We start from the raw sequence: 21,014 nt of genomic DNA, 5'->3' as shown, positions 1-21,014 counted from the left end.
TTATGATAGAGCAAATTACAAAATTAATTGAACAAGTTAGTTCTTCAGAGATTAAAGACAATGGTATATCATCAGATATAGCAAGTAAAGTAACTGAAGAAACAGGGCAAAGTATTATTAGTGGATTTAAGAATAGTTTGTCTGCTGGTGATTTAGGAAGTTTGACTGGTTTACTTGGAGGATCTACTTCTAGTTTAATGTCTAACCCTATTGTTAAGAGTATTATAGGAAGTTTGATAACTAATCTTACATCTAAGCTAGGATTATCAGAAGGAATTGCAGGAAATTTTGCAAATTCTGTCATTCCAAAAATAATTGGTGCAATAGCTACTAAGTCTCAGAATGGTGATAAGGGATTTGAAGTTTCAGATTTACTTAGTGCTTTAGGCGGAGGAGAATCCAAAGATTTATTAGGTTCTCTAACTGGCGGAAAAGCTAATTTAGGAGGTGCAATTGATGCATTGAAAGGACTTTTTTAACAAAATATAAAACACATATAATGAAACGGTTACCTTTAATTAGGTAACCGTTTTTTGTTTTATTTATAATAAGTATAAATAAAATTAACAGAAAGTTATTATGTATAAAAAAAATATTCTACATTTGCGACTATGTAAAATAAATCTAAATAAAAACAATCATGAAAAAATACATTAAATCACTTTTTGTCTTGAGCTTAGTAGCTAGTTTTGCGTCATGTAGTAGCGATGATAATAGCACTCCTGATACGAATGGTGGAGAAAATGGTGGAGAAAAAGTGGAAAGATTTGTAATAGCAGCTGCATCTACAGAGCATGTTGGAGTAGCAGATTACTTATTAACTGTAGATAATATTGATAGTGGCACTGTAAGTATAAAAAATAATGGTGTGGAACAAGATGGAGCCTATCGTTATTATTTAACTACAAAAAATAAGTTTTACAGTTTGTTATATGGTCAAGGCAATCCAGGAGCTGTTACTGTATATACTTTAAATGAGAAAGGTGAGCTTGTTAAAGGTAATAACTTTGTTACTGAAACTGTTCAAGTTTATGGTGCAATGAATAATGATTTTATCATGTGGAAAGTTCCAAGATCTGGAGTAGAAACAGCACCTTGGTATATTGTAGATACTGATAAAGATTATATTACAAGTGAAGGGATAATTAATACTGTTGAATTAGCTAATAATGGAGAACGTGCTCATTTTAGTGGTTTAACTCAAATGGGAAATAAACTTGCAGCTCCTTATTTTTCTATGAGAGGGATTTCTGGAGATGTTTGGGGCACATCTTTTCCTAATACTGCTTGGGTTGCAATATATGATTATCCTAGTATGAAATTAGAAAAAGTTATTACTAGCGATAAAAGTTCTTATATAGGTGCTTATTTTAAAAATGGATTAGTGCAAGATGAGAAAGGTGATGGATATGCTTATTCTAGTGCAAATGTAAAAGGAGATAAGGATCAATTATTATCTAAAAATCCATCAGGAATTTTAAAAATAGATGGTAAGACTTTAGAATTTGATAATAATTATTTCTGGGATATTGAAAAAGCTACAAATGGTTATATCGTAAATAACTTTGTATATGCTGGAAGAGGAAATTTTATTGCACGTTTAGAGAATAGATCAAGTCAAGAAATTAAATACGCTTCTTTAAATGTTTATACTCAAAATTATAAATGGATTGAGGGGTTACCAGCTGGTCTTAAAGATTTAGGATTTGATGATAAAGGAAGTTACTCTGAAATGGATGGAAAAACCGTTTATATTGCAATTACAACAGGCGAAGGAAGTTTCGTTTATAAAATAGATGCTGATAAAGCAACAGCAACAAGAGGAGTAAAAGTAGAAGGAGGTAATGTTACATCAATTACTAAATTATCTTCTAAGTAGTTAGTATATATTAGAAAATTTAAAAGACAATCTTGTAAATTATTATAGGATTGTCTTTTTACTATAAAGCCTATAATAGATGAGAAAAATTTTACTATTGTTTTTTATTTTTTCTTTAGGAACTATTCAAAATTCTATAGCCCAGGAGTATGCACAAATTATTGGGACTATTAAAGATGCTGAAGGTGAACCATTACTAGGAGCTACGGTTGTGGTTAAGGAAAATAATAAATTTAGTCAAGCAGATTCTAAAGGGAATTTTGCTATAACTAAATTAAGTAAGGGGAAAAGTTATACGTTAGAAGTAAACTATGTAGGTTATGAAGTTTATTCAAGAAAGATAATCATAGATAGTGCTACTATGGATTTGAATATTGTATTAAAGCCAGATAATTACAATTTGGCAGAAATAAGTATTCAAGCTAAAACTAAGGTACAACAAGTAAAAGAAAAAGCCTATAATGTTGCTGTAGTAGATGCAGTAAAGTTACACTCTAGATCTATGGATTTAGGTCATGCTCTTGGAAAAACAAGTGGTATCCGAGTACGTGAAGATGGAGGTGTGGGGTCTAATATGAATATATCTCTGAATGGTTATTCTGGTAATCAAATAAAGTTTTTTATTGATGGTATCCCAATGGATAATTTTGGTTCTGCATTTCAATTAAATAATATACCTGTAAATCTTGCGAATAGAATTGAAATATATAAAGGAGTAGTACCAGTAGGTTTAGGATCAGATGCATTAGGTGGGGCAATTAATATTATTACTAATACTTATGATAAGACAACATTAGATATGTCTTATTCTTATGGCTCTTTTAATACGCATAGAACGAATGTGAACTTTGTATATGTAGATAAAAAGACTGGTTTCTTTACTCAATTAAATGCTTACCAAAATTATTCAGATAATGATTATAAGGTCAGCGCAGATGTAAATAATATATCTACAGGTCAGATAATTGGTAGAAATATAAAGGTAAAGCGTTTTCATGATAAATACCATAATGAAAATTTTGTAGGACAAATTGGTTTAGTAAAGAAATCTTTTGCAGATAAAATAGCCGTAGGAATTAATTTAGGGCAATCATATAAAGAAATTCAAACAGGAGCTCGAACAGTAGAGATTTTTGGAAATTTACATACTAGAGGCGATATCATAATGCCTACGTTTGTATATGAAAAAAAGAATTTATTTGTAGAGGGACTTGATGTACGCATTAATGCGAATTATAATTTAGGAAGTGACCAAGTAATAGATACAGTTTACCGACGCTATAATTGGCTTGGTGATTATATTGATTTTGAGGATAAGTATCATGTAAAAGGAGGTGAGCGTAACCGTACGATGTATAAATACAAAAATAACAATGGAATGGTAACTTCTATTGTTAATTATAAACTTGGTGATAAGCACAATTTTTCCTTTAGTAATACTATAAACTTTTTTAAGCGAAAAGGGAGTGATAAATTAAATCCTAATGATCTTGTAATTGAGAAACCAGCGGAAGTGTTGAAAAACATAAATGGTTTAAGTTATCAGTTTACTCCTAATGCAACTTGGAGTATTACAGGTTTTGGGAAATATTATTATCAACGTATAAATTATACAGAATCATATAATCCTAGTGGAAATTGGGGGGATTATGCTTATAAAGGATATAATGCGGATCATAATTATTTTGGTTTTGGTGCTACTGGGTCAGTCTTTGTTTTAGATAACTTACAAATTAAAGCTTCTTATGAGAAAAGTATAAGGTTGCCAAACTCAAATGAGATGTTCGGTGATAAAGTAAGTATAGCTGGTAATAACAAGTTGAAACCAGAATTAAGTTATAATTATAATTTAGGGGTTAGTTTTAATCCCAAATTTGGTAAACATCATTTGTTAAATATAGATATTAATGGTTTTTATAGAGATTCGAGAGATTTTATTAGACCTGATTTAAATACACATCAGACGCATACTACTTTTGTAAATGAGTCTTCAGTTAAGAACACAGGAGTAGAAGGAGAAATAAGATATTATTTTAAAAATAATTTTAACATCGGAGTAAGTGGTACCTATCAAAATTTAGTAAATGCCTCAAAGGAAATTAAAGGTGGTAATAATATTCTTTATAAAGATAGGTTGCCTAATATTCCTTATATGTATGGGAATGCTGATGTTAATTATACATTTGATAAAATATTTAAAGATGATAATTTAACATTAGGTTATGTTTTATTTTATGTGAAGGAATTTTATTTATTTTGGCCTTCGTTAGGATCTAAAGGTGGTAAGTTTACTGTTCCCGATCAGATAACACACGATTTTTTAGTTACTTATACTTTTGGTAAAGAGCAAAAGTTTCAGTTTACTTTTGAAGCACACAATGTATTTGATAAAGCAGTTTACGATAATTTTAGTTTGCAAAAACCAGGCAGAAGTTTTATGGGGAAATTCCGTTATTATTTCTAAAAAGATATTATCTATAGTTTAGGTTAGTTAAAGCAGTAGTCTTCTTGTAAAAAGAGGCTACTGCTTTTTTATTATTTATTAATATTGGTGGAGATTTAATTAGCGATTGGTAAAGCAAGATTATTTTAATACAGTATATTTGTTATCAGCTCTTGACGTTGTGTATTGCTAATAAAATTTTAAATCTTATTAGTTAACTACTATTGCTTAACAAGCATATTTTGAGATGCGATGTTATATAGATATTCGTCTGAGAGCGACTAAAAAGAAATAATACATGGAAATTTATACAAAGAGAAAAGAAGTATTTGAAAAAAAATATAATAAGATTAGAAGTAAATATAGGATAGTAGGAGCAATCCGATTAATAGTTTTCTTCGCAATAGTTTACTTTTTTTATTTAGCAGTTTCTAGAGCAGATAGTACTTTTTTATATATAACAGGTGCGGGTATAGTTGCTTTTATAATCTTACTTAAAATTCATGCCGAGTATTCATGGAGGATGAGATATGTGCAAGCTCTATTGGATATTAATAAAGATGAAGTCGCGTTTTTAGAGAAAGATGAACGACCTTTCGATGATGGTAGTGAATTTATTACTACAGATCATCCTTATGCGTTTGATTTAGATATTTTTGGTAAGAAATCTTTGTTTCAATATTTGAATCGCACGTCTTCTTATATAGGGAAAGATAAGTTAGCTACTTTGTTGAAATATAAATTAGACAAAGAAAATATTCTTGAAAATCAAGATACGATTAAAGAACTATCTCAAAAAGTAGAGTGGAGACAAGAAATAAATGCTTACAGCAGAATTTCAAATCTAGATAAATTAGCTTATGAACGTTTAAAATCGTGGAGTAATTCATCTGTAGAGTTATTGAGTAAAAGTAGAATTGTTTTAGCATATGTGTTTCCTATTCTCTTAGGTTTATCAATTATAGCTTATTTTATTAGTAGTGATAGTACTTTATTTGGCTATTTAATCTCTTTTTTATTTTCAATTAATTTAGTAATTGCCTCTAGTAATGTAAAGGCTATTCAAAAAGAATTAGGAGGAGCAGATAAAGTTCATGAAACGATTAATAGTTATAGTTCTATCATTAAAAGAATTGAGAAAGAGCATTTCACAACTAATAAAATGACAGGTTTCTTAAAAGAATTAAAGAAAGATTCTTTTCATGCGAGTAAAGAGTTAAAAGTTCTTTCAAGATTATTTGAGCAATTAGAAACAGTAGCCAATTTATTTGTAATGGTTGTCTTTAATGGTTTTGTACAATATCATGTTCATGTATTAAATAGATTTTTATTGTGGAAAAAAGAGAAAGGACATTTGGTTCAAACTGCTATAGAAATTGTAGGTGAAGTGGAAGCACTAAATTCATTAGCAAACTTTTCTTATAATAATCGTACATATACTTTTCCTACAGTAAGTGAAGAAGGAGGGGAAATGTATTTTAACGAGCTAGGGCACCCTCTCATTAATGAACAAAAAAGGGTGTGCAATGATATTAGTTTTAATAATCAACGATTTGTAATTCTTACTGGCTCTAATATGTCGGGTAAAAGTACTTTTTTAAGAACCGTTGGTGTGAATTTAGTATTGGCTAATATAGGTGCTCCTATTTGTGCAAATCAAGCTGCTTTTTTTCCATTACCTCTTTTCGTCTCTATGCGATTAACCGACTCGTTAGAAGATAGTGAGTCTTATTTCTATGCTGAGGTTAAACAATTAAAAATGATAATTGAAAAAGTTCAGGTTGAGCCTTGTTTTGTTTTGCTAGATGAAATTTTAAGAGGTACTAATTCAGACGATAAACAAAGTGGAACAATAGGAGTGATACATAAATTGATAAGAGAACAAACCTATGGAGTTATAGCAACCCATGATTTAGAAGTATGTAATACTACCCATGTCTATCCAGAAGTTCTAATTAATAAATGTTTTGAAGTTGAAATCAAAGAAGATGATTTGAATTTTGATTATAAAATCAGAGATGGAGTTTGTCAAAATAAGAATGCAACTTTTATAATGAAAAAGATGCAGATAATTGATTAGCCTTTTTTTAAAAATCTTAGCTAAAAAATAAGAAATGTTACTTGTTCTCTTTCTCATTAAAGTGAATAAGGGAGTATCTAAATTAAATATATTGGAGATTTAGCATTCTTATGTATTTCTTCAATGTCGATTAAAGCTCTTTTAACAAACATTTTTTGAGTTGAAGAAGACATCATGGACTATTAAAACGATAATGTAAAATTTGCTTATACGTTATGGCAGTAGTAATATAGAAGTAAGTTTATTACAGTTTATTGCAATTTTTTTAATTAATAGTACTAATGGTTGTTTTATATTGAGTTACGTTGGTTAAAGTGATGAATTTAATATTTGCCTACAAAAGACTATTTAATAAAAAGATAAAGAATAAGTCAGTCGTGATCAATAACCTCTCTTAGTATGGGCATATGTATAATTATATACTTACGTGGATTATAATGTTTTTTGCAGATACAACTCATTTACTTCATATTTAAATTCTATATAAATGTTGCTTTCTATAATCCTATTAGTGAGAGCTTTATAGAAAATCATTGTACTTATTTACTTATAAGGTAAATAATGGCTTAAAATGACCTTTTTTAGGTATTTATGTAATTATGATTATTGTGTAAAACACTGTGTTTACAGGGGGTAAGATATGGTTCAGGTAATGAGATAGCTGATTTGTTGCAGTACTGTTCGGGTAGAGCCCCATTTTTACAGTGTTTACCAAAAGAGTACCCGAATAAAACTGCTACCGTACCCAAACAACATTGGGATGAGCACTGTTTAAAATTTAAAAAAACTGGAAAAATAGTTGAAATAAGATTGACTTTTTTACAGTCAATTAGGGAGAGAAATCAAAATTTGATTTGTGTAATTTTGTTTTAGTTTATCAGTAAGAGCACTGATTTACAGTACAAAATTACAATTTATTTTGTTATTTATTCTATTATCTCGCTCATTAGTGTTGTATTAAATAATTTTTGAGTTAATAATTTTTGTGATATTAAAAAATAAAAGGCTAATCACATATTGCATTTAGTAACAATCTTACTGATTAATTAAATTGAACAATTTTTAGATATACTCAAATGATAATAGATTAGTCAAGAAGTCAAATTTTATATTAATGCATTGATCATACCGAAAACAAAGTATTTATACCAATTAGAAAGATAGAGTATGCAATTAATTAGAAACTACAGTCAGAATAAGAAATAAATTTTTTGTACATAAACAGTTGACTTATCAATATAATTTTACAAGTCAAAATAGGATAGTTCTCTGTTAAGTAGAGGAGGCGTTATTTGTTTTCTACATAATTTAAACATGTTTTGTAATGATAGAGATAAGCAATATCGAAAACCATAAAGAGGTAATTTTATTAGCTGTAAAAATAAGAAATGGAGGTTTGAATACAAACCTCCATTTCTATAATATATAAACACAAATTCCAAACTTATTAGATTCTGGCAATTAATTCATTGATTAATCCTCTGGCAATTGGCTCAGCAGCTTCTACTGCTTTTAATACTTCTTCGTGATGAGCTTCTACAATTCCGTCTTCATTACCCATATCTGAGATTACTGAAATACCAAATACATTCATATCCATATGACGAGCTACAATAACTTCTGGCACAGTTGACATTCCAACACAATCCGCTCCAACAGCTCTTACCATTTTATATTCAGCTAATGTTTCGAATGTAGGACCTTGTAATCCGTAATAAACTCCTTCTTTTATATCGTAGTTTTTATCTTTTGCAACTTCTTTTGCAACTTTGATTAAACTACCTGTATATGCATCATTCATATTAACAAATCTAGGACCAAAACGTTCATCATTATGTCCGCGTAGTGGATGGTCTGGGAAAGCATTAATATGATCTGTGATAATCATAATATCTCCAACTTTAAATGAAGGATTTACACCTCCTGAAGCATTAGAAACAATTAATGTTTTTACTCCCATATATTTCATTACTCTAATAGGAAAAACAGTCTTAGCTATTTCATACCCTTCGTAATAATGAAAACGACCTTGCATCGCAACTACTTTTTTACCACCAATAGTACCAAAAATTAAAGCTCCTTTATGTCCTTGGACAGTGGATACTGGAAAATTTGGAATTTCTGAATACGGAATTTCGTAATCAATTTTAATATCAGCGGTTAAATTTCCTAACCCAGAACCTAATACAATACCTATTTCAGGGTTGAAATGATTTGTTTTCTCATTAAGATACTTAACTGTTTCTTGTACTTGCTCCCACATAGTTTAAAAGTTTTAAATCAAACTCTTCTTTATCGTTAATAAAAGAAGTTTGAATTGGTAAATAATACAATTGATCAGAAGGTATTAAGTCTTTTAATCTGACATAATCCTTTTCTGTTGTTATAATTTTATTGCCTTTTGCTTTAGACAAGATAAGCTTTATATCTGTAGAAGTAAAGTTATGATGGTCAGGATAGGTTAAGCACTGCGTTTTTTCATTCTTTAAATGATTAAAAAAACTTTCTGGCTTAGCTATTCCAGCTACCAAGATGAATGTTTCTTCTTCTAACTTATCTACATCTATTGAAGCTGTCTTTGAATATGCAATGTTACTGAAATCAATATACGTAAAAAAAGACAATTGTCCTGTTTTTAAATTTAATTTTTTAGTAATATCTCTCTGATTTTCTTTACTTAAGCCTTTTGGACATTTAGTTACGATAACGATATCTGCTCGTTTAGCACCTTTTCTTGTTTCCCTTAAATTTCCAGTAGGTAACATATAGTCATTATAATAAGGTTCGTTATAAGTTGTTAGTAAAATATATAATCCAGCTTTCACTGGGAGATGCTGAAAAGCATCGTCTAATACTACAGCTTGTGTTAGTGGTTTTTCTTTTAGAATTTGTTGGATTCCATTTACTCGCTTTGAATCAACAGCTACTGAAATATTTGAAAATTTAGTGTGATATTGGAAGGGTTCGTCTCCTATATCTTCCATTTTTGTAGTGTTATCTGCCATTTTAAAGCCTTCACTTTTTCTTTTATAGCCTCTACTTAAGGTAGCAATATTGTATTGAGTACTTATTAATCTAATAATGTATTCTACCATTGGTGTTTTCCCTGTTCCACCCACACTAAGATTTCCAACTACTATTGTTGGTATTGAAAAGGAAGTTCTTTTAAAAAGGTTTATTTTATAAAACCAATTCCTTATATCTGTAATTATCCCATATAATATTGAAAATGGGAAAAGTATTATTCGTAGTATTTGCATAGTACGAAATTACCATTTTTTTATCTTTGAGAAAATATATAAGTTTGATAAAACATTTTAAAATAATAAAATGAAGATTAAAGAAATTATTCCAGTGTTAGAAGAACTAGCTCCATTAGCTTATGCTGAAGATTTTGATAATGTAGGTCTTTTAGTTGGTAGCTATGATTTAGAAGTAACTGGAATATTAGTATGTCACGATGCTCTAGAGGAAGTAGTAGAAGAAGCAATAGATAAAAAATGTAATTTTATAATTTGTTTTCATCCAATATTATTTAACGGATTGAAGAGTATTACTGGGAAAAACTATGTAGAACGCTCTATAGTTAAGGCAATTAAAAACGATATTGCTATATATGCTATTCACACAGCATTGGACAATCATCAAGAAGGTGTAAACAAAATTTTTTGTAATACGTTAGGTATTAAAAACTGTAAGATATTAATCCCAAAGCAGAATTATGTTTATAAACTGGTGACTTTCGTACCTATTAATGATTTAGTGAAAGTAAGAAAAAGTCTATTTGAAGCGGGAGCTGGTGCAATTGGTAATTACGATCATTGTAGTTTTATTTCTAATGGTAAAGGGAGTTTTAGAGGAAATCAAAATAGTAATCCAGTGATAGGTGAGCCATTTAAAGAAGAAGTTGTAGAGGAGGTTAAACTTGAAGTTACATTTGAAAAACATTTACAACAAAAAGTATTAGCTAATTTATTCAATAGTCATCCATATGAAGAGGTAGCTTATGAAATTTATTTATTAGAGAATAAACTTCAAAATGTGGGCATGGGAATGATAGGAGAATTAGAAGAAGAGATGGATGAGCAGGCTTTTCTAAAAATGGTAAAAGAGAAAACACAGACAGGTGGAATTAGACATAGTAAATTTTTAAACAAGAAAATAAAAAGAGTTGCCGTATTAGGTGGATCTGGTGCATTTGCCATTAAAAATGCTATTGGACAAAAGGCAGATGCTTACATTACAGCAGATTTAAAATATCACGACTATTACTTGGCTGAAAATCAAATTGTTTTAGCAGATATCGGTCATTTTGAGAGTGAGAGATATATAAAAAATTATATAGTTGACTATCTTTCAAAAAAATTGACTACTTTTGCAGTTATTTTATCAACAGTAAATACGAATCCAGTTAACTACTTATAAGATGACAAAGAAAAAAGAATTAACCGTTGAGGAGAAATTAAGAGCAGTATATGATTTGCAATTAATAGACTCTAGAATTGACGAAATTAGAAGTATGAGAGGAGAATTACCTCTAGAAGTTGAAGATTTACAAGATGAGGTAGCTGGACTGAACAAACGCTTAGAAAAGTTACATGTAGATTTAAACAACATTGAAGCTGGGATCAAAGATAAAAAGATAGCTATCGAGGAGTTTAAAGAAGCTATTAAGAAATATACTGAACAGCAAGAACAAGTTAAAAATAATAGAGAATACAATTCTTTAGAAAAAGAAATTGAATTTCAAAATTTAGAAATTGAACTTGCAGAGAAGCATATTAAAGAATTAAAAGCTAGTATCGAACACAAAAAAGTAAGTATTAGTGAAACAGAAGCTAAATTAGCTTCACGCAAGGAGCATCTAGCTCACAAAGAAGCTGAATTAAATAGCATAATGTCTGAAACAGAACGTGAAGAAAAATTATTGCTAGAGAAATCAGAAGAGTTTAAAGCTGAAATCGAAGATCGTTTATTGACAGCTTATACAAGAATTAGAAATGGTGTAAGAAATGGATTAGCAGTTGTTTCAATCGAAAGAGGAGCTTCAGCAGGATCATATTTTACAATTCCACCTCAAACGCAAGTAGAAATTGCAGCTCGTAAAAAAATTATTACAGATGAGCACAGTGGAAGGATTCTTGTAGACAGCGCTTTAGCAGCTGAAGAAAGAGAAAAAATCGACGCGTTAATCGCAAAAATATAAATGATTAAAAAAGCCTCTTCTTAAGAGGCTTTTTTTTAATATGAAAAAAATTATAGGTTGTCTTCTTAATATCTTTTCCAAGTTTAATAAAAGGAAAAGCGTGTTTATTGCTTTTGATTTGTTTTGTAAACCAAGAGCAGGGAAGTTACATGGAGATTTACCACAAATATTAAAAGAATCTGATATTAACCGCTTTGATTATAAAGATAGTTTTATACAGTATTATTTGTGGAATAAAGATCTAGAAAATAAACCTTTAATTTTGTTGATACACGGTTGGGAAAGTAATGCAGCGAGATGGGAACCCTTAATTAGATATCTGGGTAAGAATTATCGTATTATCGGGTTTGATGCTAGAGGATTAGGAGCAAGTCCTGGAAGACGATTTAATGTTCCTGAATTCTCTGAGTTAATCGGTACTGTAATTTCAAAGTTTCAGCCTACTATTATTGTGTCTCATTCATTAGGATCTTTTGCTTTACTTGCCCAGTTAGCAAAAGAGCAATACAAGTTTATTTCAAAAGTTGTCTTAACTGGTTGTTTGGATAAATTTGGCGATGTACTTTTGAATTATAGTAAAATGATGGGCTATAATAAAAAGTTAGAAGATGGTATATTGAGGTATGCTGAAAGCTTGATTAATATGCCAATCGATAGTTATGCAAGTCATTTATTTATTAAATCTGCTAAGGCAGAATTTTTATTAATTCATGATAAGCGAGATGAAATTGTCTTGTTAGAAGAATGTGAAATTTTTCACAAGGTATTTAAAGAATCTAATCATACAATTGTCTATACAGATTTATATGGGCATTCTTTACAGGGAGTTGAAGTATATCAAACTATTGGTAATTTTATATCATAGTTGTTGTATTTCATTTCTTATCCTTAATTATAAATAGCTATTTTTGCGCTATGGAAGATAATAAATTAACTAGGTTAAATAAGTACTTATCCGAAATAGGATATTGTTCACGAAGAGAGGCAGATCGTTTAATTGAAGAAGGACGCATTGTGGTTAATGGTGTTGTTCCTGAGATGGGATTAAAGGTCAGCGAAGCAGATGAAATTATAGTAGATGGCAAATTGGTTAAAAATACCAATGAGAAACCTATTTATCTAGCTTTTTATAAACCTGTAGGTATTGAGTGTACGACTAATCAAGATGTGCGAAATAATATAGTTGATTATATAAACTATCCTAAAAGAATATTTCCAGTAGGAAGACTAGACAAGGATAGTGAAGGATTAATTCTTATGACCAATGATGGTGATATTGTTAATAAAATTCTTCGTCAAAAAAATAATCACGAAAAGGAATATATTGTTACTGTTAATAAACCTGTTACAGAACGCTTCTTACAAAGAATGGGAGCTGGTGTACCTATATTAGATACGATTACTAAAGAATGTCGTGTAGAACCTATAAGTAGAAATGTCTTTCGTATTTTTTTAACGCAGGGCTTAAATAGACAAATCAGAAGGATGTGTGAATATTTTGACTATGATGTTGTCGCTCTTAAGCGAGTTAGAATTATTAATATCTCTTTAGATATTCCATTAGGGAAATATAGAGAATTAACTTCTGCAGAATTACAAGAATTAAATAGATTGATAGAGCCTTCAATTATGACTCAGGAAGGGAGTTTGGATGAGAATCAAGTCAGTCAACAATCTATTAGAAAAAAACAAAGTTTAGCGAAGCAGACGGATAGTCAAGGTGTAAGGAAAAGTAAAAAGAATTTCGATAGGGAGAAAAACAATAGTAAACCTCGTGAAATTAAGCTCAAAAATGAGCGTTTAAATAGAAGAAGGGAGAATTAGAAGTAATTCTCCCTTTTTTTATTTAAAAAATTGAGTTTTAATTGTAGCTGTTTAGTTTTTCATTATAACATAATATAAGTGTTATTTTTTTGTGTTTTTATTATGACTTTTTTAGTCATTATTATGTTTTTATTTTAATTTATTCTTGATAAATATTTGATTTGTATATATACTCATTATATTTGCCTTTAATTTATAACAAGTCTAAATTAATTTATTAATAACACTACTACTACAATTTTGACCAAATGAAAAAAGTTCTTCTTTTATTTATTGCGTTTATATGTTGTTTAACAATGGGTTATGCACAAAATGGACCAATAGTGATTTCAGGTACTGTCAAAGATAGCAAAGGTAAACCTATAGATTTTGCTACAGTATCTTTACAAAATACACGATTTAATGAATTAACTGACGATTCGGGGGCATTTAAGTTTAAAATGGGAAAACCTGGAAAATATAAGTTAATTATACAACACGTTAGTTATGAAACCTCTGAGTTTTCGTTTGAAGTTAAAGAGGGTGAACATTTTAAAAAAGATTTTGTTTTAACTGAAAATTCTGAGTTTCTAGATAATGTTGTACTTAACGTTAAGAAGCCAATTGAAAAAGTTAGAGAATCTGCTTATAATGTTGTCGCTATTGATGCAAAGCCTCTTTATAATTCTTCTCTAGATGTTTCAGGGGCATTAGACAGGGTTTCGGGAGTAAAAGTTAGAAAAGATGGAGCAGAAGGATCTGATTATACTTTTTCTATGAATGGATTCAGTGGACGTCATATTCGTTTTTTTATTGATGGCGTACCAATGGAAGGTTTTGGTAATGAATTCAAGATAAATAATCTGCCAATTACTATGGTTGATAGAATTGAAGTTTATAAAGGAGTTGTTCCTGTGGAATTTGGTTCTGATGCATTAGGAGGGGTTGTAAATATTATAACTAATAAATCGAAAGAAACTAAAATCGATGCTTCTTTTACAACCGGGTCTTTTAATACTTATAAAAGTCATTTAAATGTAAGTAAGGTATTTGATAATGGCTTAACATTTCAAGTTAATGCTTTTCAAAATTACTCAGATAATAATTATAAAGTATTAGTACCAATAGTTGATCTTCAATCAGGAATATATTCCAAGGAAAAACATTGGGAAAAACGTTTCAATGATCGCTTTCAGACAGCTACAGTTGTCGCTAAAGTAGGAGTTGTAGATAAATCTTACGCAGATCGATTATTAGTAGGTTTTACCTATGGCGAGGGGAAAAAAGGAGTGCAAACGGGGACTATAATGAATAAAGTTTTTGGACAAAAAAAACGTCGTTCAGTTACAATTATGCCTTCGTTAGAATATAGTAAAAAGAATCTATTTTTTGAGGGATTAGATGTAAGTCTTACCTCTAACTATAATGGAGGTTATAACCAAAATATTGACACTTCTGCTTATAAATATAATTGGGCGGGAGAAAGAGTTAAGACTCAGAAAAAAGGTGAATCAGGTGGTGGACCTTCAATGGTTAAATTCTTTGATCACAATGGAACTACATCTTTTAGTGCTTCATATAAAATAAATGATAAACATTCATTTAGTGCAAATACTGTACTTTATTACTTTAATAGAAAAACGGAAGATCCATTAGCTGTTAAAGAAACAGAAGCAGAAAAAAATAGTGAGTTGACTCGTAGAAGCATGAAAAATATTTCAGCTTTATCTTATAGATATAATATTCTAGATAATCTTAATGTTTCTGTATTTGGTAAACATTATCACATAAAACATACTTATCAGGGAGAGTCAACTACTGTAGATGAAAACGGATATGGTATTGCTGCAACTTATTTATGGAAAGATTTTCAAGTAAAATCTTCATTTGAAAGAACTTTTAGATTACCAACAGATAGTGAATTATTTGGAGATGGTGATTTAGTTTGGGGAAATACTGATTTAAAGCCAGAACATGGAAATAATTTCAACTTTAACTTAAGTTATGCTGGAGTAGTTGATAAAGTTCACTCTGTTTTTGCAGATGCAGGTTTTGTATATAGAAAAACAGAAGATTATATCAGAAAAAATCCTTATGGAATGGGGTCTAGAGCGAATAGTGTCAACATAGGTGGAGTAGAGAGTATAGGAATGAATTTTGAAGCACGTTATATATATAATGATTTCTTACAAGTAGGAGGAAGCTTGACAACGCAAAATATTCGAAGTAAACAAAAATACACTATCGGAGGTTTTGGAGTTAAAAATCCATATTATAATGAACGCGTTCCTAATGAACCTTACTTCTTTGGAGCACTTGATGCAGGTTTAATCTTTAAGGATATATGGAAGAAAAATAACACATTAAATTTTGGCTATAATCTTCGTTACATCGATCATTATAGTTATGATTTTGCCGGTATTGGTGAAAATCCTGAATGGATTCCATCTCAAGTAGTACACGATTTTAATGTTTCTTATAGTTTATTAAACAATAAAATACACTTAAGTGTAGAGGCAAACAATGTCTTCGATAAACTAGCTTATGATAATTACAGTTTCCAAAAACCAGGTCGTAATTTCATGTTTAAAATAAGATACACTTATTAAGAAAATAAATATTAAATATAATATATCAAAACACGTTTAAAATGAAAAAAAGGTTATTTACAGGAGCATTCTTAGCTTTAGTATTTTCAGCATTTAGTTTAGTATCATGTTCAAGTGATGATAATAGTTCATCAAAATCAAGCACAGGTGGTGAAGAACCAGGCACAGATCCTGATACAGAATTAGTAGAACGTTATATAATTGGGGCTTCTGCTTCAAGTACTAATTTACTTTTGACAACTACAGATTTAACTAAAGGTAGTATTTCTGTTAGTGGTAATGGACAAAAGTCCTTAGGAACTACAATTTTTACACATGGTGGAAATAGAGCTTATGTTTTTGAATATCGTAAAGGTGACCCTGCTGGATCTCAAAGTTGGTTATTAACTCCTGAAGGAAAATTAAAAGAAAACGCAACAATTGATCTACCAACTAGAGAGGAGTTTATCGCGAGCTTTGGTAAATATATGATTGCTACAACTGGAGGAGTATTGACTGATGATAATAAAAAAGCGCAAGCGTTTAATTTTATTAATGGTCAAACAGGTGGAGTTGCATTTACTTCTAATGTTAATGTAGAAGAAATTGCAGAAAAAGGAGAATATGCGAACTTTGCTGGTTTAGAAATTATCGATGATACTCATTTTTTAATGGCTATTGAGCCGATGAAGTTGAAAGGTGAGGATACTACTTCAGATTTTAGAGATAGAGTATGGTTAGCAATTTTTAGATTTGATGAAGGAGCATCAGATGCTAATAAAAAAGTTGTACTTGAAAAAGTTGTTAAAGATGATAGAATGAGTTTTGCAGTTGCACGTTACCGTTCTAGCCGTGTATCAACAATTGGAAAAGCAGGTGATGGTAATATTTATGCTTTTTCACCAAATGCAACTCAGAAAAGTGGGCAAGACTTTTCTTCTAAGCCAAGTGCAGTTTTAAAATTTGACGTTAATAAAAAAGAATTTGATAAAAATTATTATTTTGATCTTCAAGAAATATCAGGTACTAAAGTTTATAAAGCATTTGCAATAGGTGGTGATTATTTCTTACTTAATATGTTTGCAGATCCTAGTAATGCTTCAAATATGGCAGGTGCAAACAAATTAGCTGTTTTTAACGTTAAAAATGGTGATTTTAAATGGATTAAAGGCTTGCCAGCTTCTGAAAATATTGGAACAGCAGGTACTCCTTTTGTTGAGAAAGGAAAAGTTTATTTACCTATTACTGCAGAATCTAAGTCAAATGTTTACATTTTAGATCCAGGAACAGCAGTTGCAACAGCTGGTTTAGAAATTAAAGACCTAGGTGATGGAAGTATTGGAACAATTGGAAAAATAGCTAATAAATAATATTGATTATAGTTATCGTTAGTTAGATGTTTTATACGAGAAAAGGCTGTGTTTTTTAACACAGCCTTTTCTTATTTTACAACTATTCATATGAGGAGTATTGATTAAATTGATTATATACTCATTAGTTTTTAACTAGGCATGTTTTTTGACTTAATATTAAAGTAGTAAATAAACTACTAATTAGATAAACTATTAAATGTGTATAATTTAAGGATCAATTATATACACTCATTTTTATTATTAAAAGATAATATTTTGAGTTTTTTCTTCTTTCGTGATTTTTGAAAGGTAATTGATTTCTACTGCTTTAGTTTTTTTCTAATTAGTCACAATTAGTGAATAATTTTTTATATGAATATTGTTTTTGAGATTTTACTAATAATGTTTAAATGTTAAAAAATATTTGACATGGTAATTTTTATATTAAATGATGGTATAATGTACTGTTTTTATATAAAATTATATTTTTTTGTTTGTTTATTGGATTTAAACACTCTGTGATAGAATTCAAGTTATAAATTGCGCAAAATAATTATAGAGAATTTTATTTATTTAAATATAAAAGAATCATTATAAGATGTATTGTTGTTTATTGATATAAAATTATGCAAAATGATAGTTAATATGTGTTTCGGTATATAAAATTCAAAATTATACGCTAGCAATGCTGTTTTTAAGTATTATTTATCTAATAATTTTAAGGGTTTTGATGTATAATATGTTTATATAACTTAATTATTTAAGTTTGTTTTCTTTATAATGTTAAAAAATGTTTTTTAATTACTTTAAAATTGTTAATTTTGTTTTTAATATTTAGGTGTGTTAAATGTTTTTGGTTGGTGCTGCTTGTACTTGAATAAAAAAAATAATAATAAATAAAGAGTTGTTATAGATATGAAAGTAAGAAAAGTTTATAGTGGATTGCTCTTTACTGGTATGCTTTTAGGTAGTTATATCGTTCAAGCTCAGGAAGTACAAACTTCTGAAGTAGTTAGTAATGCTGGAGTTTTTTATATAAGTCCAGGCACAATAGTATCCAGTAAGTTTAATTTGGAGAATGTCGATGTTGGTAATTTTGAGAATAATGGTGAATTATTTTTGTTTAACAACTTTCATAATGAAGGAAGTTTTAGTTATGCACCAACTTTAAAGACAGGTAAAGTTTATTTTGAGAAGAGTGGAGAGAAGGTTTTGATTACAGGTGGAGAGAATCCTACTTTTTTCAACAATGTATCTTTTGATAGTGAGAAAGGCATAGATGTTCAAAACGCTATAAGTATTGCTGGTCAAAGTGATTTTGAGCGCGGTCATGTAGTTGTAAATGTACCATTATCAGGGACTATTACTTATTTTGAAGGAGCTACTATAAGTGGAGTTAACGATGATAGACACGTTGTAGGACCAGTTGAACGCGAAGGAAAAACAGAGCGCGAGATGCCCGTAGGAGATGGTAGTCATTACCGTCCAATAACTTTAGGAGATAGTAAAGGTATAAAGGATTTGTTTAGTGCAGAATATAAGCATGAGAATCCTTTAACTAGTCGCCCTCATACTTCAGGAAAGAATCCCATAGTAGAGATAGATAATGCTGAATATTGGGATGTAAATACCTCAGTTAAAGATGGGGCTGTAATCTTAACTTTGAGTTGGAATGAGGCAACCACACCAAGTAGTATTTATAACAAAGCTGATGGTCTAGCTTTACATGTTTTGAGTTGGGATGAGTCAAACAAGCAATGGAAAGATGAGGGGGGAGTAGTAGATGTTCAGAATAAAACAGTAGTTACACCTATAGCAGTAAATGCGACAGGAGTATTTACTTTGGGATTAGTAGATGAGCATTACAACGATGAAGTAATTATTTATACGGCTGTAACGCCAGGAGCTGGGACAAATGAGTATTTTAGAATAGAGAATATAAACCGTTATCCAAATAAAGTAGAGATTTATAACCGTTGGGGATCGAAAGTATATAATACAAATAATTATGACCGCAATGGCGATGGTAGTGAGAATGTCTTTACAGGAAAAGCAGAAGGAAAAGGAGTCATCGGTAATGGGAAATTGCCATCAGGGACTTATTATTATATTGTTCAATATGAAGTACAAGATGCAAGTGGATCACGTTGGGTTAAGAAAGCAGCATACTTACATTTAGAAAACAATTAAAAGGAAGAGCAATGAAAGTAAAAGGAAATTTAAAAATAGGTGCTTTAATTCTAGGAATGCTATTTTTTGGTACAACAGATATGTTAGGACAACAAGATCCACAATATACCCAGTATATGTATAATACATCTAACATTAACCCCGGTTATACAGGTTCACGAGGAGTATTAAGTATTTTTGGATTATATCGTACTCAGTGGGTAGGTTTAGATGGAGCGCCGAAAACAGCAAATATTTCAGTAGAATCTCCAATAGGTGATTCAGGATTATCTCTAGGGGTAAATTATACAAATGATCGAATAGGAGCAATGGATGAGAATACATTTAGTTTAAATATCTCCTATACTATAGATGTCAATCAAGACTATAAGTTAGCTTTTGGATTAAAAGGTACTGGTAATTTATTGAGTATGGATTACACAAAATTATCATGGTATGAATCAATTGGTATGCCAGATAATGTAAATAATAAGTTTAATCCCAATATTGGAGCAGGATTATTTTTATATTCAGATAAAGCTTATTTAGGTTTTTCGATACCTCATTTTTTGAGTACAGATATTGGAGAAGAGGATGGTACGAAGTTGCTTAAAGAAAAGATGCATTATTATTTAATAGGAGGTTATGTTTTTGATTTGAATCCTAGTTTGAAATTCAAACCAGCTTTTTTAGCTAAAGCAGTTGAAGGTGCACCATTGCAGGTAGATTTAACAGCAAACTTTTTAATAATAGATAGATTCACAGTAGGAGGATCTTATCGTTGGGATGCATCAGTAAGTGCGTTAGCAGGTATTCAAGTAACAGATAATGTGTTTGTTGGTTATACATATGATGCAGATACTAGTAAATTAGGAAGATATAATTCAGGTTCACATGAAGTGTTTTTGAGATTTGATTTATTTAATCGTACTAGTAAAGTAACAACTTCTCGTTTCTTCTAAAGGTTGATGATTTTATTTAATATATTTGAAAACTATTTAATGTTATAGTTTTAAAACGATTTATTTTTATTTTGTTATAGAGTGTTGTTTTAAATGGTGTGTTTTTTGCTTAATTTCGTAAAAAAAATTCAATACGATATTAGTTTAAAATCAGAATTATAAAATGTAAAATAATATTGGATAAAATATATCAACTAAGTTTTTAAAAGGTACAATATATATTATGAAAAAAAATATTTACAAGATTGGAATATTAGCTGTGCTAACTTTGTTCTTTAATGTAAGTTATGGGCAAAATGCATTAGTAAAAAAAGCTAATGAGCAAATAGAAAGATTAGCTTATGCTGATGCAATTAAAAGTTATGAAAAATTAGTTGAGAAAGGTGAACGTTCTACAGATATTTTATTAGGACTTGCAAGTTCTTTTTATGATAATGGATTGTATATTGAAGCAAATCATTGGTACAGTCAATTGTATAGTGATATTAGTACAGCAAGTGAAATAGAAGATATAAATAATTATTATAGATAA

15 protein-coding genes are annotated in these 21,014 nt (G+C 29.7%); 13 read left to right on the top strand and 2 right to left on the bottom strand.

Annotation, left to right across the window (positions count from 1 at the left end):
- Positions 1 to 2 precede the first annotated feature (2 nt).
- From RH98_RS03785 to RH98_RS03770, 4 genes are all read left to right on the top strand, one after another.
- Positions 3 to 479: a hypothetical protein gene (locus tag RH98_RS03785; RefSeq protein WP_010250669.1), complete on the top strand. Its 477-nt coding sequence runs from the start codon at positions 3 to 5 to the stop codon at positions 477 to 479.
- Between the two features lie 161 nt (positions 480 to 640).
- Positions 641 to 1,879 carry a DUF4374 domain-containing protein gene (locus RH98_RS03780; RefSeq protein WP_010250666.1) on the top strand — a complete coding sequence of 413 codons (1,239 nt, stop codon included), beginning with the start codon at positions 641 to 643 and terminating at the stop codon, positions 1,877 to 1,879.
- A gap of 79 nt (positions 1,880 to 1,958) precedes the next feature.
- A complete protein-coding gene (locus tag RH98_RS03775) occupies positions 1,959 to 4,343 on the top strand; it encodes a TonB-dependent receptor (RefSeq protein WP_010250664.1) in 2,385 nt (794 codons plus the stop codon).
- A gap of 277 nt (positions 4,344 to 4,620) precedes the next feature.
- On the top strand, positions 4,621 to 6,402 hold the full coding sequence (locus RH98_RS03770) for a MutS-related protein (protein WP_010250663.1): 1,782 nt from the start codon (positions 4,621 to 4,623) through the stop codon (positions 6,400 to 6,402).
- Positions 6,403 to 7,849: 1,447 nt separating this feature from the next.
- Here the strand turns inward: RH98_RS03770 and RH98_RS03760 are convergent.
- Positions 7,850 to 8,665 carry a purine-nucleoside phosphorylase gene (locus RH98_RS03760; RefSeq protein ID WP_010250661.1) on the bottom strand — a complete coding sequence of 272 codons (816 nt, stop codon included), beginning with the start codon at positions 8,663 to 8,665 and terminating at the stop codon, positions 7,850 to 7,852.
- Complete coding sequence (gene lpxK / locus RH98_RS03755) at positions 8,637 to 9,662, bottom strand: tetraacyldisaccharide 4'-kinase (protein WP_010250659.1); 1,026 nt, start codon at positions 9,660 to 9,662, stop codon at positions 8,637 to 8,639. Before lpxK ends, RH98_RS03760 begins: the two co-directional genes overlap by 29 nt.
- 70 nt (positions 9,663 to 9,732) lie before the next feature.
- On the opposite strand from lpxK, the gene RH98_RS03750 reads away from it, so the two are divergent.
- The 9 genes from RH98_RS03750 (at position 9,733) to RH98_RS03710 (ending at position 21,014) form a co-directional block, all read left to right on the top strand.
- The gene (locus RH98_RS03750; protein WP_010250657.1) at positions 9,733 to 10,827 is read left to right on the top strand and encodes a Nif3-like dinuclear metal center hexameric protein; all 1,095 of its coding nucleotides are present in this window, start codon (positions 9,733 to 9,735) and stop codon (positions 10,825 to 10,827) included.
- 1 nt (position 10,828) lies between these two features.
- Positions 10,829 to 11,608 carry a zinc ribbon domain-containing protein gene (locus tag RH98_RS03745; RefSeq protein ID WP_010250655.1) on the top strand — a complete coding sequence of 260 codons (780 nt, stop codon included), beginning with the start codon at positions 10,829 to 10,831 and terminating at the stop codon, positions 11,606 to 11,608.
- A 40-nt stretch (positions 11,609 to 11,648) separates the two neighbouring features.
- Positions 11,649 to 12,473, top strand: coding sequence for an alpha/beta hydrolase (locus tag RH98_RS03740; RefSeq protein WP_026038727.1), 825 nt, complete (start codon positions 11,649 to 11,651; stop codon positions 12,471 to 12,473).
- Between the two features lie 50 nt (positions 12,474 to 12,523).
- Positions 12,524 to 13,432 carry a 23S rRNA pseudouridine(2604) synthase RluF gene (gene rluF, locus RH98_RS03735; RefSeq protein ID WP_010250651.1) on the top strand — a complete coding sequence of 303 codons (909 nt, stop codon included), beginning with the start codon at positions 12,524 to 12,526 and terminating at the stop codon, positions 13,430 to 13,432.
- A 248-nt stretch (positions 13,433 to 13,680) separates the two neighbouring features.
- Positions 13,681 to 16,020, top strand: coding sequence for a TonB-dependent receptor (locus RH98_RS03730; RefSeq protein WP_010250649.1), 2,340 nt, complete (start codon positions 13,681 to 13,683; stop codon positions 16,018 to 16,020).
- Positions 16,021 to 16,061: 41 nt separating this feature from the next.
- The gene (locus tag RH98_RS03725) at positions 16,062 to 17,369 is read left to right on the top strand and encodes a DUF4374 domain-containing protein (RefSeq protein ID WP_010250647.1); all 1,308 of its coding nucleotides are present in this window, start codon (positions 16,062 to 16,064) and stop codon (positions 17,367 to 17,369) included.
- Between the two features lie 897 nt (positions 17,370 to 18,266).
- Positions 18,267 to 19,541, top strand: a complete 1,275-nt coding sequence (locus RH98_RS03720) for a T9SS type B sorting domain-containing protein (protein WP_010250645.1) — start codon at positions 18,267 to 18,269, stop codon at positions 19,539 to 19,541.
- Positions 19,542 to 19,552: 11 nt separating this feature from the next.
- Complete coding sequence (locus RH98_RS03715; protein ID WP_010250643.1) at positions 19,553 to 20,482, top strand: PorP/SprF family type IX secretion system membrane protein; 930 nt, start codon at positions 19,553 to 19,555, stop codon at positions 20,480 to 20,482.
- A 223-nt stretch (positions 20,483 to 20,705) separates the two neighbouring features.
- Positions 20,706 to 21,014 (top strand): OmpA family outer membrane protein, encoded by a 309-nt coding sequence (locus tag RH98_RS03710; RefSeq protein ID WP_010250641.1) that lies wholly within the window; start codon positions 20,706 to 20,708, stop codon positions 21,012 to 21,014.

Source organism: Myroides injenensis M09-0166 (assembly GCF_000246945.1).
Lineage (GTDB): Bacteria > Bacteroidota > Bacteroidia > Flavobacteriales > Flavobacteriaceae > Flavobacterium > Flavobacterium injenense.
This window is presented reverse-complemented; position numbering and strand designations above follow the sequence as displayed.

Bases quoted from the DNA above. Each gene is read 5' to 3' on its own strand.
- RH98_RS03770 (WP_010250663.1), top strand. From the start codon at position 4,621: ATGGAAATTTATACAAAGAGAAAAGAAGTATTTGAAAAAAAATATAAT.
- RH98_RS03710 (WP_010250641.1), top strand. From the start codon at position 20,706: ATGAAAAAAAATATTTACAAGATTGGAATATTAGCTGTGCTAACTTTG.
- rluF (WP_010250651.1), top strand. From the start codon at position 12,524: ATGGAAGATAATAAATTAACTAGGTTAAATAAGTACTTATCCGAAATA.
- RH98_RS03715 (WP_010250643.1), top strand. From the start codon at position 19,553: ATGAAAGTAAAAGGAAATTTAAAAATAGGTGCTTTAATTCTAGGAATG.
- RH98_RS03730 (WP_010250649.1), top strand. From the start codon at position 13,681: ATGAAAAAAGTTCTTCTTTTATTTATTGCGTTTATATGTTGTTTAACA.
- RH98_RS03780 (WP_010250666.1), top strand. From the start codon at position 641: ATGAAAAAATACATTAAATCACTTTTTGTCTTGAGCTTAGTAGCTAGT.
- RH98_RS03720 (WP_010250645.1), top strand. From the start codon at position 18,267: ATGAAAGTAAGAAAAGTTTATAGTGGATTGCTCTTTACTGGTATGCTT.
- RH98_RS03740 (WP_026038727.1), top strand. From the start codon at position 11,649: ATGAAAAAAATTATAGGTTGTCTTCTTAATATCTTTTCCAAGTTTAAT.
- RH98_RS03750 (WP_010250657.1), top strand. From the start codon at position 9,733: ATGAAGATTAAAGAAATTATTCCAGTGTTAGAAGAACTAGCTCCATTA.
- RH98_RS03785 (WP_010250669.1), top strand. From the start codon at position 3: ATGATAGAGCAAATTACAAAATTAATTGAACAAGTTAGTTCTTCAGAG.
- lpxK (WP_010250659.1), bottom strand. From the start codon at position 9,662: ATGCAAATACTACGAATAATACTTTTCCCATTTTCAATATTATATGGG.
- RH98_RS03760 (WP_010250661.1), bottom strand. From the start codon at position 8,665: ATGTGGGAGCAAGTACAAGAAACAGTTAAGTATCTTAATGAGAAAACA.
- RH98_RS03775 (WP_010250664.1), top strand. From the start codon at position 1,959: ATGAGAAAAATTTTACTATTGTTTTTTATTTTTTCTTTAGGAACTATT.
- RH98_RS03725 (WP_010250647.1), top strand. From the start codon at position 16,062: ATGAAAAAAAGGTTATTTACAGGAGCATTCTTAGCTTTAGTATTTTCA.
- RH98_RS03745 (WP_010250655.1), top strand. From the start codon at position 10,829: ATGACAAAGAAAAAAGAATTAACCGTTGAGGAGAAATTAAGAGCAGTA.